A 15,171-nucleotide genomic window follows, 5' to 3' on the forward strand; every position below is an offset into this window, starting at 1 on the left:
AATGAGTTTTCTATCGCGTATTTTCCCGCCTTCACGAGAAACTCGTTTGCAGACCGAGCGCGAGCAGTGGCTGCGTGAGCCTGGTTTAAGTCATGCATTAAAAAAGCTATTAGAAGCCCCACTACCAGATTTCAACGCGGCCGTAACTCATGTTCCCTGGTTGGTGTTTGATTTTGAAACCAGCGGCCTTGATGCCTTTACGGATTGTATTTTATCGATTGGTAGTGTGGTTGCCGAAAACGGGCAAATCGGGCTTGCGAGCGCGCAGCACCACTATATTTCCACCAGTAATCCGGTGAATGCGCGTAGCGCGATTATCAATCACATCACTCCGGAAATGCTGCGCGACGGCGTTGCCCTGGATGAAGCCATGGAGGCTTTGTTTGCGAGCCTGATGGGGCGAGTGGCCGTGGTTCATGGCCGAATGGTTGAGAGGGCGTTTATTAACGCCTGGCTGTTTACGCGTTACGGGCGGGAAGAGCTGCCCTTACTGTGGATTGATACGCTGGAGCTTGAGCGACGTCATCAGCAAGCGGCAAGACGCATGCAGAACGACTTGCGGCTATCGAGTATTCGCCGTGATTACCATCTTCCTGATTATCCGGCGCATCATGCATTGTGCGACGCAGTGGCGACAGCAGAAGTACTACTGGCCCAGATCCGTGCGCGCTCGCACGCCCACGACTTGCCGTTTAATGCGTTTCTATGCGATTGAAGTAAATTCTGAGTTGAAGCGAGAGTTAATTGCTGAGACTGCGGTGCAGTTATAATTTAAACCTCAATATGTTTAATTTATGGTGATTTAACTCACAGATAAGCTCACTACTATTAGACAAATATATCCATTGCAATAATGTATTATTATGTTTAACGAGAGTTGATTTATTATGATTATCGTAATTAATTCATATGCAATCTCTAAGTGGTTCAACATTGACACCATTATCGTCAACCATCGCCCCTAGTCCCCCTCCTGATTAATGCGATATAAACAAGCGCAGCTGCTGCGTCATCTGTTTTGTTTCGCATACCCCAAATGATTATGTCCTGTTGGCGAAATACTCACGCCTGATTTCCTATTTGCCTTTATCTGGCAAAGTTTAGGGTTATGGCGGTAATTCTGCCTATGTTTGTGCGGCATAATACCATTAAGGGATACATGCAGCTTATGACAGCCATTCATAATAGGTGAATGACTGCGGGCCCTGCTATATATAAATATGATTAAGGATTTCACAATGAATAACTTCAAACATTTGCCAGAACCATTCCGTATTCGTGTCATCGAACCTGTTAAACGCACTACGCGTGAACACCGTGAAAATGCCATTATCAAATCAGGCATGAATCCATTTTTGCTCGACAGTGAGGATGTTTTTATTGATTTACTGACAGACAGTGGTACGGGTGCTATTACCCAGAATATGCAAGCTGCAATGATGCGTGGCGATGAAGCCTACAGTGGAAGTCGAAGTTATTATGCCTTAGCCGATGCGGTTAAAAATATTTTTGGCTACCAGCACACTATTCCTACTCACCAGGGGCGTGGTGCAGAGCAAATTTATATTCCTGTATTAATCAAAAAGCGCGAGCAGGAAAAAGGCTTGGACAGAAGCAAAATGGTCGCGTTCTCAAACTATTTCTTCGATACCACCCAAGGGCATAGTCAAATAAACGGTTGTACCGTGCGTAATGTTTATATCAAAGAGGCGTTTGATACCTCTACTCGCTATGACTTTAAAGGTGATTTTGATCTCGAAGGGTTAGAAAAAGGAATTGATGAAGTCGGGGCCAGTAATGTTCCTTATATTGTTGCTACAATCACCTGTAATTCTGCTGGTGGGCAACCTGTCTCAATGGCAAACCTGAAGGCAATGTATCAGCTTGCTAAAAAATATGACATTCCGGTAGTCATGGACTCAGCACGTTTTGCTGAAAATGCCTATTTTATTCAGCAAAGGGAAGCTGGCTATAAGGATAGGAGCATAGAGGAAATTACCCGGGAAACATATAAATATGCCGATATGTTAGCCATGTCTGCGAAGAAAGACGCCATGGTTCCCATGGGAGGATTACTCTGTATCAAAGACGATAATTATTTTGATGTTTATACCGAGTGCAGAACGCTTTGTGTTGTCCAGGAAGGCTTCCCAACGTATGGCGGTTTAGAAGGCGGCGCAATGGAGCGCCTTGCAGTAGGGCTCCGTGATGGCATGAATCAAGACTGGCTGGCTTATCGCATCGCGCAGATTCAATATTTGGTAGACGGCCTTGAAGCTATCGGTGTTACCTGCCAGCAGGCGGGTGGCCATGCAGCGTTTGTTGATGCGGGTAAATTACTGCCGCATATTCCTGCAGAACAGTTCCCGGCTCAGGCACTTGCCTGTGAGCTATACAAGGTTGCAGGTATTCGTGCTGTTGAAATCGGCTCATTCTTACTGGGCAGAGATCCTAAAACAGGCGAGCAATTACCATGTCCGGCAGAACTGCTCCGTTTAACCATTCCGCGGGCAACCTATACCCAATCACATATGGACTTCATTATTGAAGCCTTCAGTCATGTAAAAGAAAATGCAGTTAATATTAGGGGATTAACTTTTACATACGAACCAAAAGTATTACGCCACTTTACCGCTAAGCTCAAAGAAGTTTAATTAATTATAATCTGCCTGGAATGGCCATATTTCCCGTGGCCATTCCTTTTCTGCGTGAAGGTATATAGATAAAGAAAAATAACATTAAATAGGAGGCCATATGGAAGATAACTCCAGTGCCAAGCATTCATCTTTTTGGGGAATTATGGTTATTGCAGGAACCGTAATTGGTGGAGGAATGTTTGCTTTGCCGGTAGATCTTGCCGGAGCCTGGTTTTTTTGGGCTGCATTTATATTAATAATATCTTGGTTTTCAATGCTGCATTCCGGTCTGTTGCTGTTAGAGGCTAACTTAAACTATCCTGTAGGTTCCAGCTTTAACACTATTACAAAAGATCTAATTGGAAATAAATGGAATATTGTAAGTGGAATCACTGTTGCCTTTGTTTTGTATATATTAACTTATGCTTATATTTCGGCAAATGGTGCGATTATTAGTGAAACCATTAGAATGAATTCAGGGGTTAACATGAACCCCAGGGTTATAGGGATTTCTACAGCTGTTTTTGTTGCTTGTGTCTTATGGTTTAGTTCGCTTGCGGCCAGCAGGATTACCTCTCTATTCCTCGGCATAAAAATAATTGCTTTTATTATTGTCTTTGGTTCACTTTTCTTTCAGGTGGATTATTCGATATTAAGTGGCACAGGTGAGGGTGGTGAGGTTATGCAATCATACTTCCCTTATATTTTTATGGCGCTACCTGTATGTCTGGCCTCCTTCGGTTTTCACGGCAATATTCCTAGCCTCATCATCTGTTACGGGAAGAAAAAAGATAAATTAATAAAAAGTATTGTCTTTGGTTCTTTACTTGCTCTGATTGTCTATCTGTTTTGGTTGTACTGTACAATGGGTAACATCTCACGTGATAATTTCAAAGGGATTATTGCCTCGGGTGGGAATGTTGACTCTTTGGTAGGTTCATTCCTCGGAACAAACCAAAGCGGTATGATTGAGTTTTGTTTACTTCTTTTTTCTAACCTGGCTGTAGCAAGCTCCTTTTTTGGCGTCACGTTAGGGTTGTTCGATTTTCTGGCTGACTTATTTAAATTTGATAACTCACATATCGGTCGGCTTAAAACAACATTACTCACTTTTCTGCCTCCCGCATTGTTATACCTGATTTTTCCTAATGGTTTTATTTATGGCATAGGCGGTGCCGGACTCTGTGCAACAATATGGGCGGTCATTATTCCTGCCATTCTTGCATTAAAATCAAGGAAAAAGTTTCCTGAGCAGATATTTACAGTTTGGGGTGGCCGAGTCATTCCCGCTGTAGTTATTGTCTTTGGGGTAGTTGTGATTTTTTGTTGGTTTGGAAATATGTTAAATATTTTACCCAAACTTGGATAATAAAAACTATGCCGGATAGAAGTCACTGTCTTCCAGACTCGACTCGTCCGGCATCTCTACCCACACTGATGTCATTGCCTGTCGTTGCCTATCATGCACTTGGGCCTCTGGGGTGATTAAGTTGTACAACCTGCGGCTAACACCTCACGGTTCACCGCCAGCAGGAGGGGCAAGAGTGCTCTTTACCTGCTACAAACTTAAATGATAAATATTACATCAGCACTGCATCCGCTCCTCAATTCGATATATCACCCAATACATCCAGCCACAGACTAGTAGAATATTCTTGAGATGGGTTTGTCTCAATTATATATCGCTAATTAATGTTCTTTATTATTCCTGAGCCATGTTGATTTTAGGCAGAAACAGTTAAGCATATCTGCTATAACAATCGACGAATATTGTTCCCAGGCGTTAAAAGGTATCGCTTTCGACACGGTATTAGCCATTGTTAATTAACTCATCATTCATACAACATACCTTGCTGATATTTTGAAGTGTGTAACGAGAAGGTTGTGTTTACTGAAATAATGGCGGGTTTATTTGTTTTAATAATTAACATCAAATAACAAGTTCTACCGCAACAGGTAGGCGATAAATGCAAAACATAAGCGGAAATAGACCGCGCAACACAATATGAAGGCTTTTATGGGCAAGACAATCATTACTCAATTTTCTTATCAGTTTGCAGCAACGAATGAACCCGTTGCTCGGGCGGTCGACGGGGATACGTTAACCTTCAAAACACAAGACTGCTTTTCAGGACGAATTGTTGACCAGTCTGATCTAACCACCTCCTTTAACTACGATACGGCCAACCCTGCAACCGGGCCGGTGTTCGTCGAAAGTGCGCAGCCAGGCGATATTCTGGTGGTCGAAATTCTCGATATCCGTGTTGCGGCACGTGGTGTAGTCACCACTTTACCAGGCTGTGGCCCGCTTAGTGATACCCAGGAAATTCGCACTAAGCCTGTTGAAATCATTGACGGTAAAGCGCTGTTCAACGACCTTCAAATTCCTATCGACCCAATGGTTGGTGTGATTGGTGTTGCCCCGGCGCATGGCGAAGTCCGTTGCGGATTCCCGGGAAATCACGGCGGGAATATGGACTGCAAACAGATTAAGAAAGGTGCGGTGCTCTATTTACCGATTCAGGTAGAAGGTGCGTTATTTGCTCTTGGCGATCTCCACGCGGTGATGGGTGATGGGGAGTTATGCGGTACGGGGCTGGAAATCTGCGGGGAAGTGGACGTACGCCTAACGATTCTTAAGGGGCAGTCTATTCAATGGCCGGTGCTGGAAACGCCAGAAAAATGGTACACCATCGCCAGTGCTGCACAATATCCCGATGCGTTGAAACTTGCCGCTGAGCAAATGCAGTCGCTTATCTGCAAGGCGTACGGCTGGGATCTGACCGACGCTTATCTGTACATGAGTTTGCAAAGTGACACTGAAATTTGCCAGGCATGCAAACCGTGTCTGGTTGATTTGATTGTGCGTATTGGCACACCAAAAAGAATCGATAAGCCGTTAATTTCCCGGAGTGAAGCATGAAGAACGCATCCGCTGAACCAACATTGAAAGTCACTCTGAGTTATAAAGATTTGGTTATCTACGGCCTTGTCTTTATGGTCATCATTGCGCCAATGTCCATTTTTGGTTTTGTCAGTAAAGAAAGTCACGGCATGGCACCGCTGGTGTATGTAGTGGGCGTCGCGTGTATGATTTTTACCGCGTTGAGCTATCGCAAAATGTCCCGCCGCTACCCGATTGCGGGTTCTGTTTATGCCTACGTCAATAAAGCCACTAACCCGCATATCGGTTTCCTTGCAGGCTGGCTGATTATGATGGATTACCTCTTTGCACCGGCATTGCTATACGCAATGACTGCGACCTGGTGTACTGACTTGCTGCCGTTTATTCCAGGCTGGGTGTGGATTGCATTCTTTATGCTGACAAACTGCTGGGTGAATATTCGCGGTATTGAAAATACGGCGAAGGCCGATATTTTCATTTTCAGTATTTCTGCTCTGGCGCTAATTGTGTTCCTGGTAGTAGGCATCAACTATATTGCGCATGGCGGTGGTGTGGGAGAGTTTACCCTGACACCGTTCTATCAACCGAATGTCATTAACCCGCAATTCATTGGTACGGCCGTCACAATTGCAGCGCTCTCTTTCCTTGGTTTTGACGGAATTAGTACGCTTGCTGAAGAGGCTAAAAATCCGACTAAAGATATTGGTAAAGCGATTATTGCCGCGCTATTTATCGTCGGTGGGTTGTTCATTCTGCAGTGTTATATCGCAACGCTTATCCAGCCTGACTTTATGAAGATGGATGCGGATAGTGCCTTCTTTGATGCAGCATTCCTTGCGGGTGGCGCACCGCTGAAGATTTTCCTGCTGGTCGTTAACATCCTTGCGGTGGGCATTGCCAACACATTAGCGGCACAGGCTGCGGCTTCACGTATTGTCTTTGGCATGGCGCGTGACCACTTCCTGCCTTCTATGTTTGCCAAAATCCATCCAACCTACCGTACGCCATGGATCAGTACCATTGCGATTGGTGCGCTGTCTTTGGTTCTCGGGTTATCGCTGTCGATAGACTTCCTGGCGAAGCTGATTAACTTCGGCGCGATGAGTTCGTTTATCATTTTAAATATCAGCGTAATTTGGATGTTCTTTATCAAAGAGAAACGCCGCAATAGTGTGCGTGAAATTCTCTCCAATCTGTTATTCCCGCTGATAGGGACTGCCATTTTGATGTATGTCTGGGTGAATTTCGACTCAGCCACCATGAAGATAGGCTTTACCTGGCTTGTGATTGGTATCGTGATTGGAATGGTGAAGACTCGATTCTATAAGCGTTTACCGAAGCCGGTGGCTCTTACCTGATATGTAGTGTAACTGCGGTCAGCCCACTGGTGACCGCAGTTATTAGCGCGACTTCAGTTCTTTTCCTGAGTGTTAATGACCCCCGCACGATTAAGAATATTTTCTATCTCAACCTTCATCTCTTCCGTTAACGGCGTGGCCGGTGGCAATGAATACACCGGGATATTCAGGCCTACCAGGCGCAGGGCATATTTCACTGCGTTGTAAAACGGCAAGTCCATACTATAAAGCGGCGGTATCCAGGACAGCGATTGTTGTAATTCAATGGCCCGTGAAAGATCTTGTTTGCGCCATGCATCAAGGATCCCACAGGTCAGTTGCGGGGCGAAGTTCGCGCTGGCGGGGATGCAGCCATCACCACCGAGGATCAATGTTCCCAGCAGGTATTCATCATACCCGGCGAAGATCGCAAAGTCGGGTCTGTCCGGTTTCACCGCGTGGATGGTTTCACGAATATGGGACAAGGTATCCACGGTATCTTTCAGCCCGACAATATTTGGGCAGCTTAGCGCCAGCTCACGAATAACAGGCACCGGGATAGCCTGGCCTGTCAGGGCGGGGAAGTTATACAGAAGAATCGGCAACTCAAGTGCGCTGGCGATGGCTTTGTAATGACTCAGCAGATTTGCATTACTTAACGGGTTGTACCACGGGTTGACCACTACCACGCCACTGGCACCCAGTTTTTGGGCATGAAGCCCGGCATCAATGGTCTGTTGTGTGCCACAGTGGGCAATCCCTATCAAAACGGGCTTTCTACCTGCAACCTTCTTTATACAAAACTCTGCAACCTGTGCCCGCTGTGCTTCAGACATATGGGCAAATTCTCCGGCGCTGCCGAGAAAGAACAAGCCATTAACAGGCGATGAGACCAGGTGTTCAATTAACATTGCCTGTGCGACACCATCGAATTCACCATGCGCATCAAACAATGTAGGAACCGGGGGGATAACACCACTAAAACGAGGTTGCTTCATTAGCTACTCCTGCAGGTTTTTTGAGTTTATTGTCCGTGAAAAGCTCATTGCTTGAATCTGTGAATGGTATTAATTGTAGCGGAAGGTGAGATTGTGAAAGCCGATTATGTCGCATTACTGAACTGTTGTTTTAATTACGTACATTAATCGTTCGGGGAAAGGGTTTGCGACCACCTGGGGATGATGGTCGCAGGTAAATCAATATGTGTGGTGGTGTGAAATTGATAAACAATCAGTGCTCAAGCATCTCATGGACAACTTGTTCTTTGGACAAATTGTATTGGTAAAACGTCGGCCAGTTATCCATCTCATTGAGTAAGGATTGCTGTGAATCATTCCCCATGAATATATGGAAATGTTCGGATTTACGTGGGGAGATAATATGGTCGCTAAACTGCACGTATTTAGGTGCTTTTGATTGACTGTCTTGGCATTCAAACAGATAGCGCACGCCTTTTTTCCCTGAAGTGTAAGTCAGGATTTTATGACCGGCGTACGTGTACTGGCAGGAAATTACCGTGTCACCGCGATGGAATTCGATGACGTTATTCTCGATGCCAATCATATCAATATCAGTGGCATAGCCTTTCTTGTAATACTCTTTATATTGCGCCGCAGTTTTGCTGCTATTGTTGCGCGCTTTTTTCTCCATCACCACATCTAAGTCGCCGTTTAACAGATAAGGATTGACTGATTGCCATACCCCATCCCAATCGCTTAGTGCGCGATCCTTCACCTGTGTATTTTCAAACACGCCTTCGCTGGCTTTCTTTTCCGTCTCGGTTAAAGACGTTCCATGCGAATGACCATGCGCGAGTGTGTTACCACTACTGAGTAGAATGCCCAGGCTGAGAAGCATAGCGGGGAGAGATGATTTCATAAAAATACCGATTGTAAGTACAAATGTATTGTTATGTTATAACATTTTAATATTGAGGTGCAATAGAGAGGTTGAATAACCCGGGATATCTGTAGAAGCGTCAGTAAAAATCGGTCTGTTTTATCAGGCTTTCTTCTGGAATCTGTATCATAAACAGAATCAAACATCGGCTTAACCACTGCATTTCTGGTGTCATTACTGCGTACTAAATCCAGCTTTTCGCGCGATAACTCGAGCAGTAGATTGTCTGGCTTAGGTTTGAAAACTATCTTTTCAACGAGTTTAACTATTTTTTTAACGTGTACTTTTTTCATTATGGGACGTTTATGGGCATTAATGGTTTTCACAGATAGCGTCGACATCACCGCGATATAACATAAGTCTTTTTCCTGGAGCAATAAGCTTAAAACGTAACTCTCCATCGGTGTTAATAGCAGTCTTTTAAAAAGTTGAATAATTCACTCGATTACTTTTACCTTTATTATATTAATTAAGGCTATTTGTGTGTTAATCACACGTTGTATTTCGCTTCCACGCATTAAATGAATTGAAAAAAAGTTGAGAGATAATGTATTAATTCTTTGTCAAAAATGTTTTTTAACTTCCAGGTTGTTTGTCATAAAAGTAATGTTGCTTATCTGACCGAAGTTAAAATGGGGGTATATTTTTGATAAGTAATAAAGTCAATTGTTTTCGATTGTCAATGCATTTACCGACTATCGAGTAAAAAATATTACGTACAACTGTATCAAAAAATTGTCATTGCTCCATGTGATAAAATTCATTGCATTTCTCTTTTAAATGTTGGTGGGTGAAAATATATTATAGGAATACTTATCATAAGTGACATAATTACTTATAAATTGATGGTTTAAAAATTCAGACCTAAAAGTATCGGTCAAGTTGGAGATGGGGGTTCTATTTTTAATTTTTAATTGATGTCATAACTAATTGTTTTGATTAAGTGTTTCTAAAATTTATCTGGTAGGAAATTTATCTTATTCAGTATTCCATTTTTAATTATAATGTATTCACCGTCATTGAGTTTCTTAAGAATATCCATTACCCTACTGCGAGAAAGCATACTGCGGCTTGTAATAAATTTCACTGCCGTAGTGGAGTAACGCTCTTCAACCGGTAATAATTTTAATAAATTTAAGTGATGTTTTACAATGTGATATGCATCTCGGGCTATTAGGTTAATATCACGCTCAACATAAACTTTGATTATCCTCCCAAGTACAATCGCTACTTCATACCACATTCCTTCCTGTTCAATAATTCTCAACGCTGACTCTCTTGGAACACTCCTTACACTTAACTTACTATGTGCGGAAATTATAATATCAGGTTTATGCGGAACCATTACCAGGCCAAATATTGCTGGGGCCGAAGTCTCTTGGATTAGGAGGCGATCAGGCTGGCGATAAAATGCAAAGGTTCCTGATTCTATTAGTAATATATTTTGCTCGTCACATTTAAAATCGAAAAAAATTTCATTCTTTTTGTAAGTATGCTTCTTGCCAATATCGTTCATGGCGGTAAAAATTTTTTCTACAGCAGCGGTATATTGCGTTTCTACATCCAGTAGATTATCAACCATTTTGTCCATAAAATTCTCACTAAGTTAGTTGTCTCAGCAGTGATCTGCGCATCGATAAATATAACGTATAGTTAATTTAATATATATAGTGATTTTACAGCGTAAGAAAAAATTTCTGAAGTGCTAAGTTGGATTTTTAGTCCGATATTGGATTTAAAATCCAATAAGAGGCGTGCACCCCAGTTGTGTACCGGAAGCATCCTTGTAAGATGCGTGTTGAGATTTCACTCAATTGCGAAAAAAAGTTCCCCGAAGCAATATATAATTCAAGTCCATATTGCCAGGTAGACGAATTCCATTTTCGGATTTTGCCCTTATTGCAAAGGAATTGCTGAAATCTCTTTTAATATTCATTTAACCCAGTGCTTTTATCAAAATTTCGGAGTGTGTATGAACAATAAATCTTTAAATATTCTGAACTTAAGTGTATTTAGCATCGCTTTGCTTACAGCAAACATTGCGTGCGCGGATAATAAAATTACTTTTACAGGAAAAGTAATTGATACAGCTTGTACAGTAGTAGTTAATGATGGTACAGCTACGCTTGATTTAGGTGAAACACCCGTTACCGATCTTGCAGTTGCCGGACAAACAGGTGCACCAAAAACATTTCCTATTGCTTTAACAGCTTGCCCTGCTGCTGCTGCAGGAGTGCCAACTAAGGCATACATCAAATTTAGTGGCACGACAGAGGGAGATAATACTTATTTTAAAAATGACCTGACAGATGCTGCGGCAGCAGACAATGTTGGCATCTTGATAAAAGATCCAGCAGGAACTGCAATTATTAATAATGATGGCAATACTGTAATCAATATTAACCCAGCAGGTGGCGATCAAACTTATAATTATGTTGCCAGCTTAGTTGCCACGGCACTTGGGGCAACCAAGGGTAATGTTTCTACAGCTGTGACCTATAATGTGAGCTACGAATAAATATATTCCCTACCAGGTTCTGAAATATTTTAATACAGCACCTGGTAAATTTAATGAGTAATAAGTATGAATTTTAAAGAACGCATCTCATTTTATTTTCTTCTATTAGCTATTTTCACCGGTGGTGTGCAAGCCAGTGTTACGGTTGGTGGGACACGAGTAGTTTATGATGGCAGTAAAAAAGAGACTTCACTTTCTATTACGAATAAAGATAATGTTGCAAATTTGGTTCAGTCTTGGATTAGTCCAATAGATAAAAATGGCCCATCAACGGATGCAATTATTATCACGCCGCCACTATTTCGTCTTAATGTTGGTGAAAAAAATGTTCTGCGTATTGTACGCTCAGGATTGGCATTGCCAGAAGATAAAGAAAGTATGTATTGGTTAAATGTAAAAGGTATTCCGGCGACCACGGGAGAACAACCAAATAATAGTGTGCAAATAGCAGTTAATAATCGTATTAAACTTATTTATCGCCCTAGAGTGTTAAAGGGGACTTCACCTGAAAACGTTACGGGACAGCTTAGTTGGAAATTAACAGGGGATATTCTTTCTGTCCGCAACCCAACTAAATATTATATGAACTTTGCAGAAGTGAAAATAAATGGCAAAAGTATATCTTCAACGACTTTTGTTGCGCCCGGGGAAACAGCCAGTTATACAGTACCAAAAGGAGTAAATTCAGGAGGGATTACCTGGAGAATCTACAACGATTTTGGTATGGCTGGCCCTGAGCATAAATCCAATATTTGATAAGTGCAGTATATTTTTTGCAAAGCAATATGAGGTCTAATGGAATGCTATGAGTTATAAATATAATTATTCCGTTGTATCTTGTGTATTGGCATCAGCCTTATTACCTGTTGGTCATGTAATTGCTGAAGAACGATTCAACCCTGCGTTACTTGAAATGACAGAGTCTAAAATGTCTTCCGTGGATCTTTCAGCGTTTGAGAAAGGCGAGCAAGCACCGGGTACTTATCGACTTGATGTTTTTATTAATAATGAGCAAGTTGATACGCAAGACATTACATTTATCTCTAGCAAGGATGCTAGAGGATCAACTATGTTACAAGCATGTTTTACCTCTCAGCAGTTAAAATCATGGGGGGTGAAGATTGAGGAATATCCAAAAATTAGCGTTAACTCAGATCATTGCGCTGATTTTTCGGCAATTCCTCAAGCAACTTCTATACTGGATTTTAATAAGCAAAGATTAAATGTCAGCATCCCTCAGGTTGCACTGGAGTCAATGGGGCGCGGTTATATTTCACCTGAGAAATGGGATGAAGGGATTAATGCCTTGTTGTTCAATTATAGTCTAAATGGAATGACTACGAAAAATCGACAAGGTAGCCACGATACGGTTAATAGCCAATATGGTAATTTTCATCCCGGGGTTAATATTGGTCCTTGGCGCTTCAGGAACTATTCAACATGGAGCCATGACACTAATGGTGAAAACGAATGGGATTCTGTAAATAGTTATATATCGAGAGACATTAAACCGTTGCGTGCACAATTTACGGCGGGTGACAGTAGCACATCTGGTGATATTTTTGACAGTATGGCATTTATGGGGGCACAGCTATCTTCAGATGAAGATATGACACCTGACAGCCTGAAGGGATATGCCCCTGTCATCCGCGGAATCGCCAGAACTAACGCTGAAGTGACTGTTTACCAGAACGGGTACAGTATTTATAAAACTTCAGTCGCTCCAGGGCCTTTTGAAATCAACGATATGTTTCCAACGGGTGGGGCTGGGGACATGTCTGTCACCATTAAGGAATCCGATGGTAGTGAGCAACATTTCACTGTCGCCTACGCATCATTGCCCATTCTGCAGCGTGAAGGTCACTTCAAATATTCAACGACGATGGGTAATACGCGAACAGGTGGTAGTAAAGATGCAAGTTTTGCTGAATTAACGGCCATTTATGGCTTGCCGCAGGGTTTTACTGTTTATAGCGGAATTGAGGCCACAGATATTGATTTTCACTCTGCTTCTCTGGGGCTGGGTGTAAACTTAGGTGACTTTGGTGCTATATCTACTGACGTCACTCAAGCATGGTCGACGATAAATAGTGGAAACCAAAAGAATGAAACGACTCAGAAAGAGAGTGGTCAGTCTCTACGTTTACGCTATAGCAAAAATATGCTTAAGACAGGAACCAATGTCACCATTGCCGGTTATAGATACTCTACTTCCGGCTACTATTCATTGCAGGATACGTTGCAGAGTTATAATTATGATGATTCTGATGACAACAAAAGGCGTAAAAACAGAACGGAACTCTCCATTGCGCAAGATATTATTTATGGTTCATTATCTGCCAATTTGGTCCATGAATCTTATTGGAATAATAAAAAAGAATCCTCTGTTAGCTTAAGCTATAACAATAGTTGTAATGGGATTAGTTATGGTTTGAATTATTCTTATAATATTAGCGCTGAAAACAGCGAAGGCGAGCATGATGAAAACGATCAACAATTTTCATTTAATATCAGCGTGCCGCTAGATAAATTCCTGCCATCGGCTACAGCTACTTATAGTCTGAATGCCAGTAAAAATGGGCCTGCCACTCATAATATTGGCATGAATGGTACAGCATTTGATGATCGTACACTTAACTGGAATGTTCAGGAAGGTTATTCAGAGACTAATAAAAAAACCAATGGCGGAGTAAGTGCTAATTATAAGGGGCAAAATACCCAACTTACTGGCGGCTATGCCTACGATGCAAATGTTAATCGTCTCAATTATGGTGTGCAGGGTGGGATATTAATTCATTCTGAAGGAATAACCTTATCTCAACCTTATAATGAAACTGTTGTTTTGGTTAATACATCGGGCGCTGAAGGTATACCACTAAGTAACCAGGCTGGTATTAAAACTGATAATAAAGGCTTTGCGGTTGTACCATATGCAAGTCCTTATAGAAAGAATAGCATCTCACTTTCCACTGACAACCTTGAAGACAATAATCTGGAATTGGAGGAAACTAGCAAAAATGTTATTCCTACACGCGGGGCTGTTGTTGTTGCAAAATATAATGCTAACCTTGGTTATCGTGCATTAATAACATTATCTCGCTCTCAAGGGAAGCCTATACCATTTGGTGCAACGGTGACGAATAGTGTTGCTGACATTGAAAAACGCCATAGTAGTATCGTTGGTGATGAACAAAAAGTTTACTTTACCGGACTTGATGAAGCAGGAAAATTACTAGTTGTTTGGGGGGAGGGCAATGATGAACAATGTACTGTGAATTATCATTTGCCAGAAAAGAAAAGCGAATCAGGTGTGGAAATTCTTCATGAACAATGTAATTAATATACTCTGCGCATGCATTTTATTATTTGTCGCCTCTAATGCTTCTGCATTAAAGAGCTCTGATCAAATAAATATTGATATAACAGGTGAGATTGTTGCACCGTCTTGTAATGTAGCCGTGGCTGATACTGTAGAGCTAGGCCAATTTTCACGCTCTGATCTATCAAGTCCCGGAGCGAGCAGTGGGTTAATTACTGTTGACATTAACCTTAGTGGTTGTTCAGATCAGGCATCATTAGCGACGGTTACATTTTCTGGGACACCTTATTCAGCAGACCCAAGTTTCTCGAGTGTTATTTATGCAAATGATATTGTTGAAGGTAGCCAGGATATAGGTCTTCAACTGTTTAACTTAGATGGAAAACCCATTACTAATCTGGCAAGTGGAGTCAACTATAACTTTCCCATAAATACTGAGGCGGGTACTGGCACATTCAAATTTGCATCGCGTTTATATTCACCTCATGGTACACCTACCGCGGGTGATTTTAAATCAACAGTAACCCTAGGTTTTACTTATCAATAATTTCGGCATC

The 15,171-nt window shown here is 42.0% G+C and carries 14 protein-coding genes; 10 read left to right on the forward strand and 4 right to left on the reverse strand.

Annotated elements, in window-relative coordinates:
• Window position 1 precedes the first annotated feature (1 nt).
• The 6 genes from LVQ79_RS00195 (at window position 2) to LVQ79_RS00215 (ending at window position 6,899) form a co-directional block, all read left to right on the forward strand.
• A complete protein-coding gene (locus LVQ79_RS00195) occupies window positions 2-715 on the forward strand; it encodes an exonuclease domain-containing protein (RefSeq protein ID WP_232863447.1) in 714 nt (237 codons plus the stop codon).
• Window positions 716-887: 172 nt separating this feature from the next.
• On the forward strand, window positions 888-965 hold the full coding sequence (locus LVQ79_RS22520) for a tryptophanase leader peptide (protein WP_134183203.1): 78 nt from the start codon (window positions 888-890) through the stop codon (window positions 963-965).
• 273 nt (window positions 966-1,238) lie between these two features.
• A complete protein-coding gene (gene tnaA / locus LVQ79_RS00200) occupies window positions 1,239-2,654 on the forward strand; it encodes a tryptophanase (protein ID WP_232863448.1) in 1,416 nt (471 codons plus the stop codon).
• A gap of 100 nt (window positions 2,655-2,754) precedes the next feature.
• Window positions 2,755-4,005 carry a low affinity tryptophan permease TnaB gene (gene tnaB / locus LVQ79_RS00205; protein ID WP_232863449.1) on the forward strand — a complete coding sequence of 417 codons (1,251 nt, stop codon included), beginning with the start codon at window positions 2,755-2,757 and terminating at the stop codon, window positions 4,003-4,005.
• Between the two features lie 648 nt (window positions 4,006-4,653).
• Window positions 4,654-5,559: an acetamidase/formamidase family protein gene (locus LVQ79_RS00210; protein ID WP_232863450.1), complete on the forward strand. Its 906-nt coding sequence runs from the start codon at window positions 4,654-4,656 to the stop codon at window positions 5,557-5,559.
• Entirely contained in the window at window positions 5,556-6,899 is a 1,344-nt protein-coding gene (locus LVQ79_RS00215; protein WP_151995716.1) for an APC family permease, read from the forward strand. The genes LVQ79_RS00210 and LVQ79_RS00215 overlap by 4 nt, the downstream gene beginning before the upstream one ends.
• A gap of 53 nt (window positions 6,900-6,952) precedes the next feature.
• Here the strand turns inward: LVQ79_RS00215 and LVQ79_RS00220 are convergent, their stop codons facing one another.
• The 4 genes from LVQ79_RS00220 to LVQ79_RS00230 all read right to left on the reverse strand — a co-directional run bounded on the left by LVQ79_RS00220 (window position 6,953) and on the right by LVQ79_RS00230 (window position 10,368).
• Window positions 6,953-7,876: a dihydrodipicolinate synthase family protein gene (locus tag LVQ79_RS00220; protein WP_232863451.1), complete on the reverse strand. Its 924-nt coding sequence runs from the start codon at window positions 7,874-7,876 to the stop codon at window positions 6,953-6,955.
• A gap of 232 nt (window positions 7,877-8,108) precedes the next feature.
• Window positions 8,109-8,756: a metal-binding protein ZinT gene (zinT, locus tag LVQ79_RS00225; protein WP_232863452.1), complete on the reverse strand. Its 648-nt coding sequence runs from the start codon at window positions 8,754-8,756 to the stop codon at window positions 8,109-8,111.
• On the reverse strand, window positions 8,753-9,178 hold the full coding sequence (locus LVQ79_RS22525) for a hypothetical protein (RefSeq protein WP_370639809.1): 426 nt from the start codon (window positions 9,176-9,178) through the stop codon (window positions 8,753-8,755). Before LVQ79_RS22525 ends, zinT begins: the two co-directional genes overlap by 4 nt.
• A 548-nt stretch (window positions 9,179-9,726) precedes the next feature.
• Window positions 9,727-10,368, reverse strand: coding sequence for a helix-turn-helix domain-containing protein (locus LVQ79_RS00230; RefSeq protein ID WP_232863453.1), 642 nt, complete (start codon window positions 10,366-10,368; stop codon window positions 9,727-9,729).
• 381 nt (window positions 10,369-10,749) lie between these two features.
• On the opposite strand from LVQ79_RS00230, the gene LVQ79_RS00235 reads away from it, so the two are divergent.
• The 4 genes from LVQ79_RS00235 to LVQ79_RS00250 all read left to right on the forward strand — a co-directional run bounded on the left by LVQ79_RS00235 (window position 10,750) and on the right by LVQ79_RS00250 (window position 15,161).
• Complete coding sequence (locus LVQ79_RS00235; RefSeq protein ID WP_232863454.1) at window positions 10,750-11,295, forward strand: fimbrial protein; 546 nt, start codon at window positions 10,750-10,752, stop codon at window positions 11,293-11,295.
• A 66-nt stretch (window positions 11,296-11,361) separates the two neighbouring features.
• Window positions 11,362-12,051 (forward strand): fimbria/pilus periplasmic chaperone, encoded by a 690-nt coding sequence (locus tag LVQ79_RS00240; protein ID WP_232863455.1) that lies wholly within the window; start codon window positions 11,362-11,364, stop codon window positions 12,049-12,051.
• A gap of 49 nt (window positions 12,052-12,100) precedes the next feature.
• Window positions 12,101-14,635 (forward strand): fimbria/pilus outer membrane usher protein, encoded by a 2,535-nt coding sequence (locus LVQ79_RS00245; RefSeq protein WP_232863456.1) that lies wholly within the window; start codon window positions 12,101-12,103, stop codon window positions 14,633-14,635.
• The gene (locus tag LVQ79_RS00250) at window positions 14,619-15,161 is read left to right on the forward strand and encodes a fimbrial protein (protein WP_232863457.1); all 543 of its coding nucleotides are present in this window, start codon (window positions 14,619-14,621) and stop codon (window positions 15,159-15,161) included. Before LVQ79_RS00245 ends, LVQ79_RS00250 begins: the two co-directional genes overlap by 17 nt.
• The last annotated feature ends 10 nt before the right edge of the window (window positions 15,162-15,171 follow it).

This window comes from Buttiauxella cochleicola (assembly GCF_021282405.1).
Taxonomy (GTDB): domain Bacteria; phylum Pseudomonadota; class Gammaproteobacteria; order Enterobacterales; family Enterobacteriaceae; genus Buttiauxella; species Buttiauxella massiliensis.

Excerpts from the sequence above, each read along its gene's own strand:
- LVQ79_RS00195 (WP_232863447.1), top strand. The coding sequence starts at position 2 with ATGAGTTTTCTATCGCGTATTTTCCCGCCTTCACGAGAAACTCGTTTG.
- LVQ79_RS22520 (WP_134183203.1), top strand. The coding sequence starts at position 888 with ATGATTATCGTAATTAATTCATATGCAATCTCTAAGTGGTTCAACATT.
- tnaA (WP_232863448.1), top strand. The coding sequence starts at position 1,239 with ATGAATAACTTCAAACATTTGCCAGAACCATTCCGTATTCGTGTCATC.
- tnaB (WP_232863449.1), top strand. The coding sequence starts at position 2,755 with ATGGAAGATAACTCCAGTGCCAAGCATTCATCTTTTTGGGGAATTATG.
- LVQ79_RS00210 (WP_232863450.1), top strand. The coding sequence starts at position 4,654 with ATGGGCAAGACAATCATTACTCAATTTTCTTATCAGTTTGCAGCAACG.
- LVQ79_RS00215 (WP_151995716.1), top strand. The coding sequence starts at position 5,556 with ATGAAGAACGCATCCGCTGAACCAACATTGAAAGTCACTCTGAGTTAT.
- LVQ79_RS00220 (WP_232863451.1), bottom strand. The coding sequence starts at position 7,876 with ATGAAGCAACCTCGTTTTAGTGGTGTTATCCCCCCGGTTCCTACATTG.
- zinT (WP_232863452.1), bottom strand. The coding sequence starts at position 8,756 with ATGAAATCATCTCTCCCCGCTATGCTTCTCAGCCTGGGCATTCTACTC.
- LVQ79_RS22525 (WP_370639809.1), bottom strand. The coding sequence starts at position 9,178 with ATGGAGAGTTACGTTTTAAGCTTATTGCTCCAGGAAAAAGACTTATGT.
- LVQ79_RS00230 (WP_232863453.1), bottom strand. The coding sequence starts at position 10,368 with ATGGACAAAATGGTTGATAATCTACTGGATGTAGAAACGCAATATACC.
- LVQ79_RS00235 (WP_232863454.1), top strand. The coding sequence starts at position 10,750 with ATGAACAATAAATCTTTAAATATTCTGAACTTAAGTGTATTTAGCATC.
- LVQ79_RS00240 (WP_232863455.1), top strand. The coding sequence starts at position 11,362 with ATGAATTTTAAAGAACGCATCTCATTTTATTTTCTTCTATTAGCTATT.
- LVQ79_RS00245 (WP_232863456.1), top strand. The coding sequence starts at position 12,101 with ATGAGTTATAAATATAATTATTCCGTTGTATCTTGTGTATTGGCATCA.
- LVQ79_RS00250 (WP_232863457.1), top strand. The coding sequence starts at position 14,619 with ATGAACAATGTAATTAATATACTCTGCGCATGCATTTTATTATTTGTC.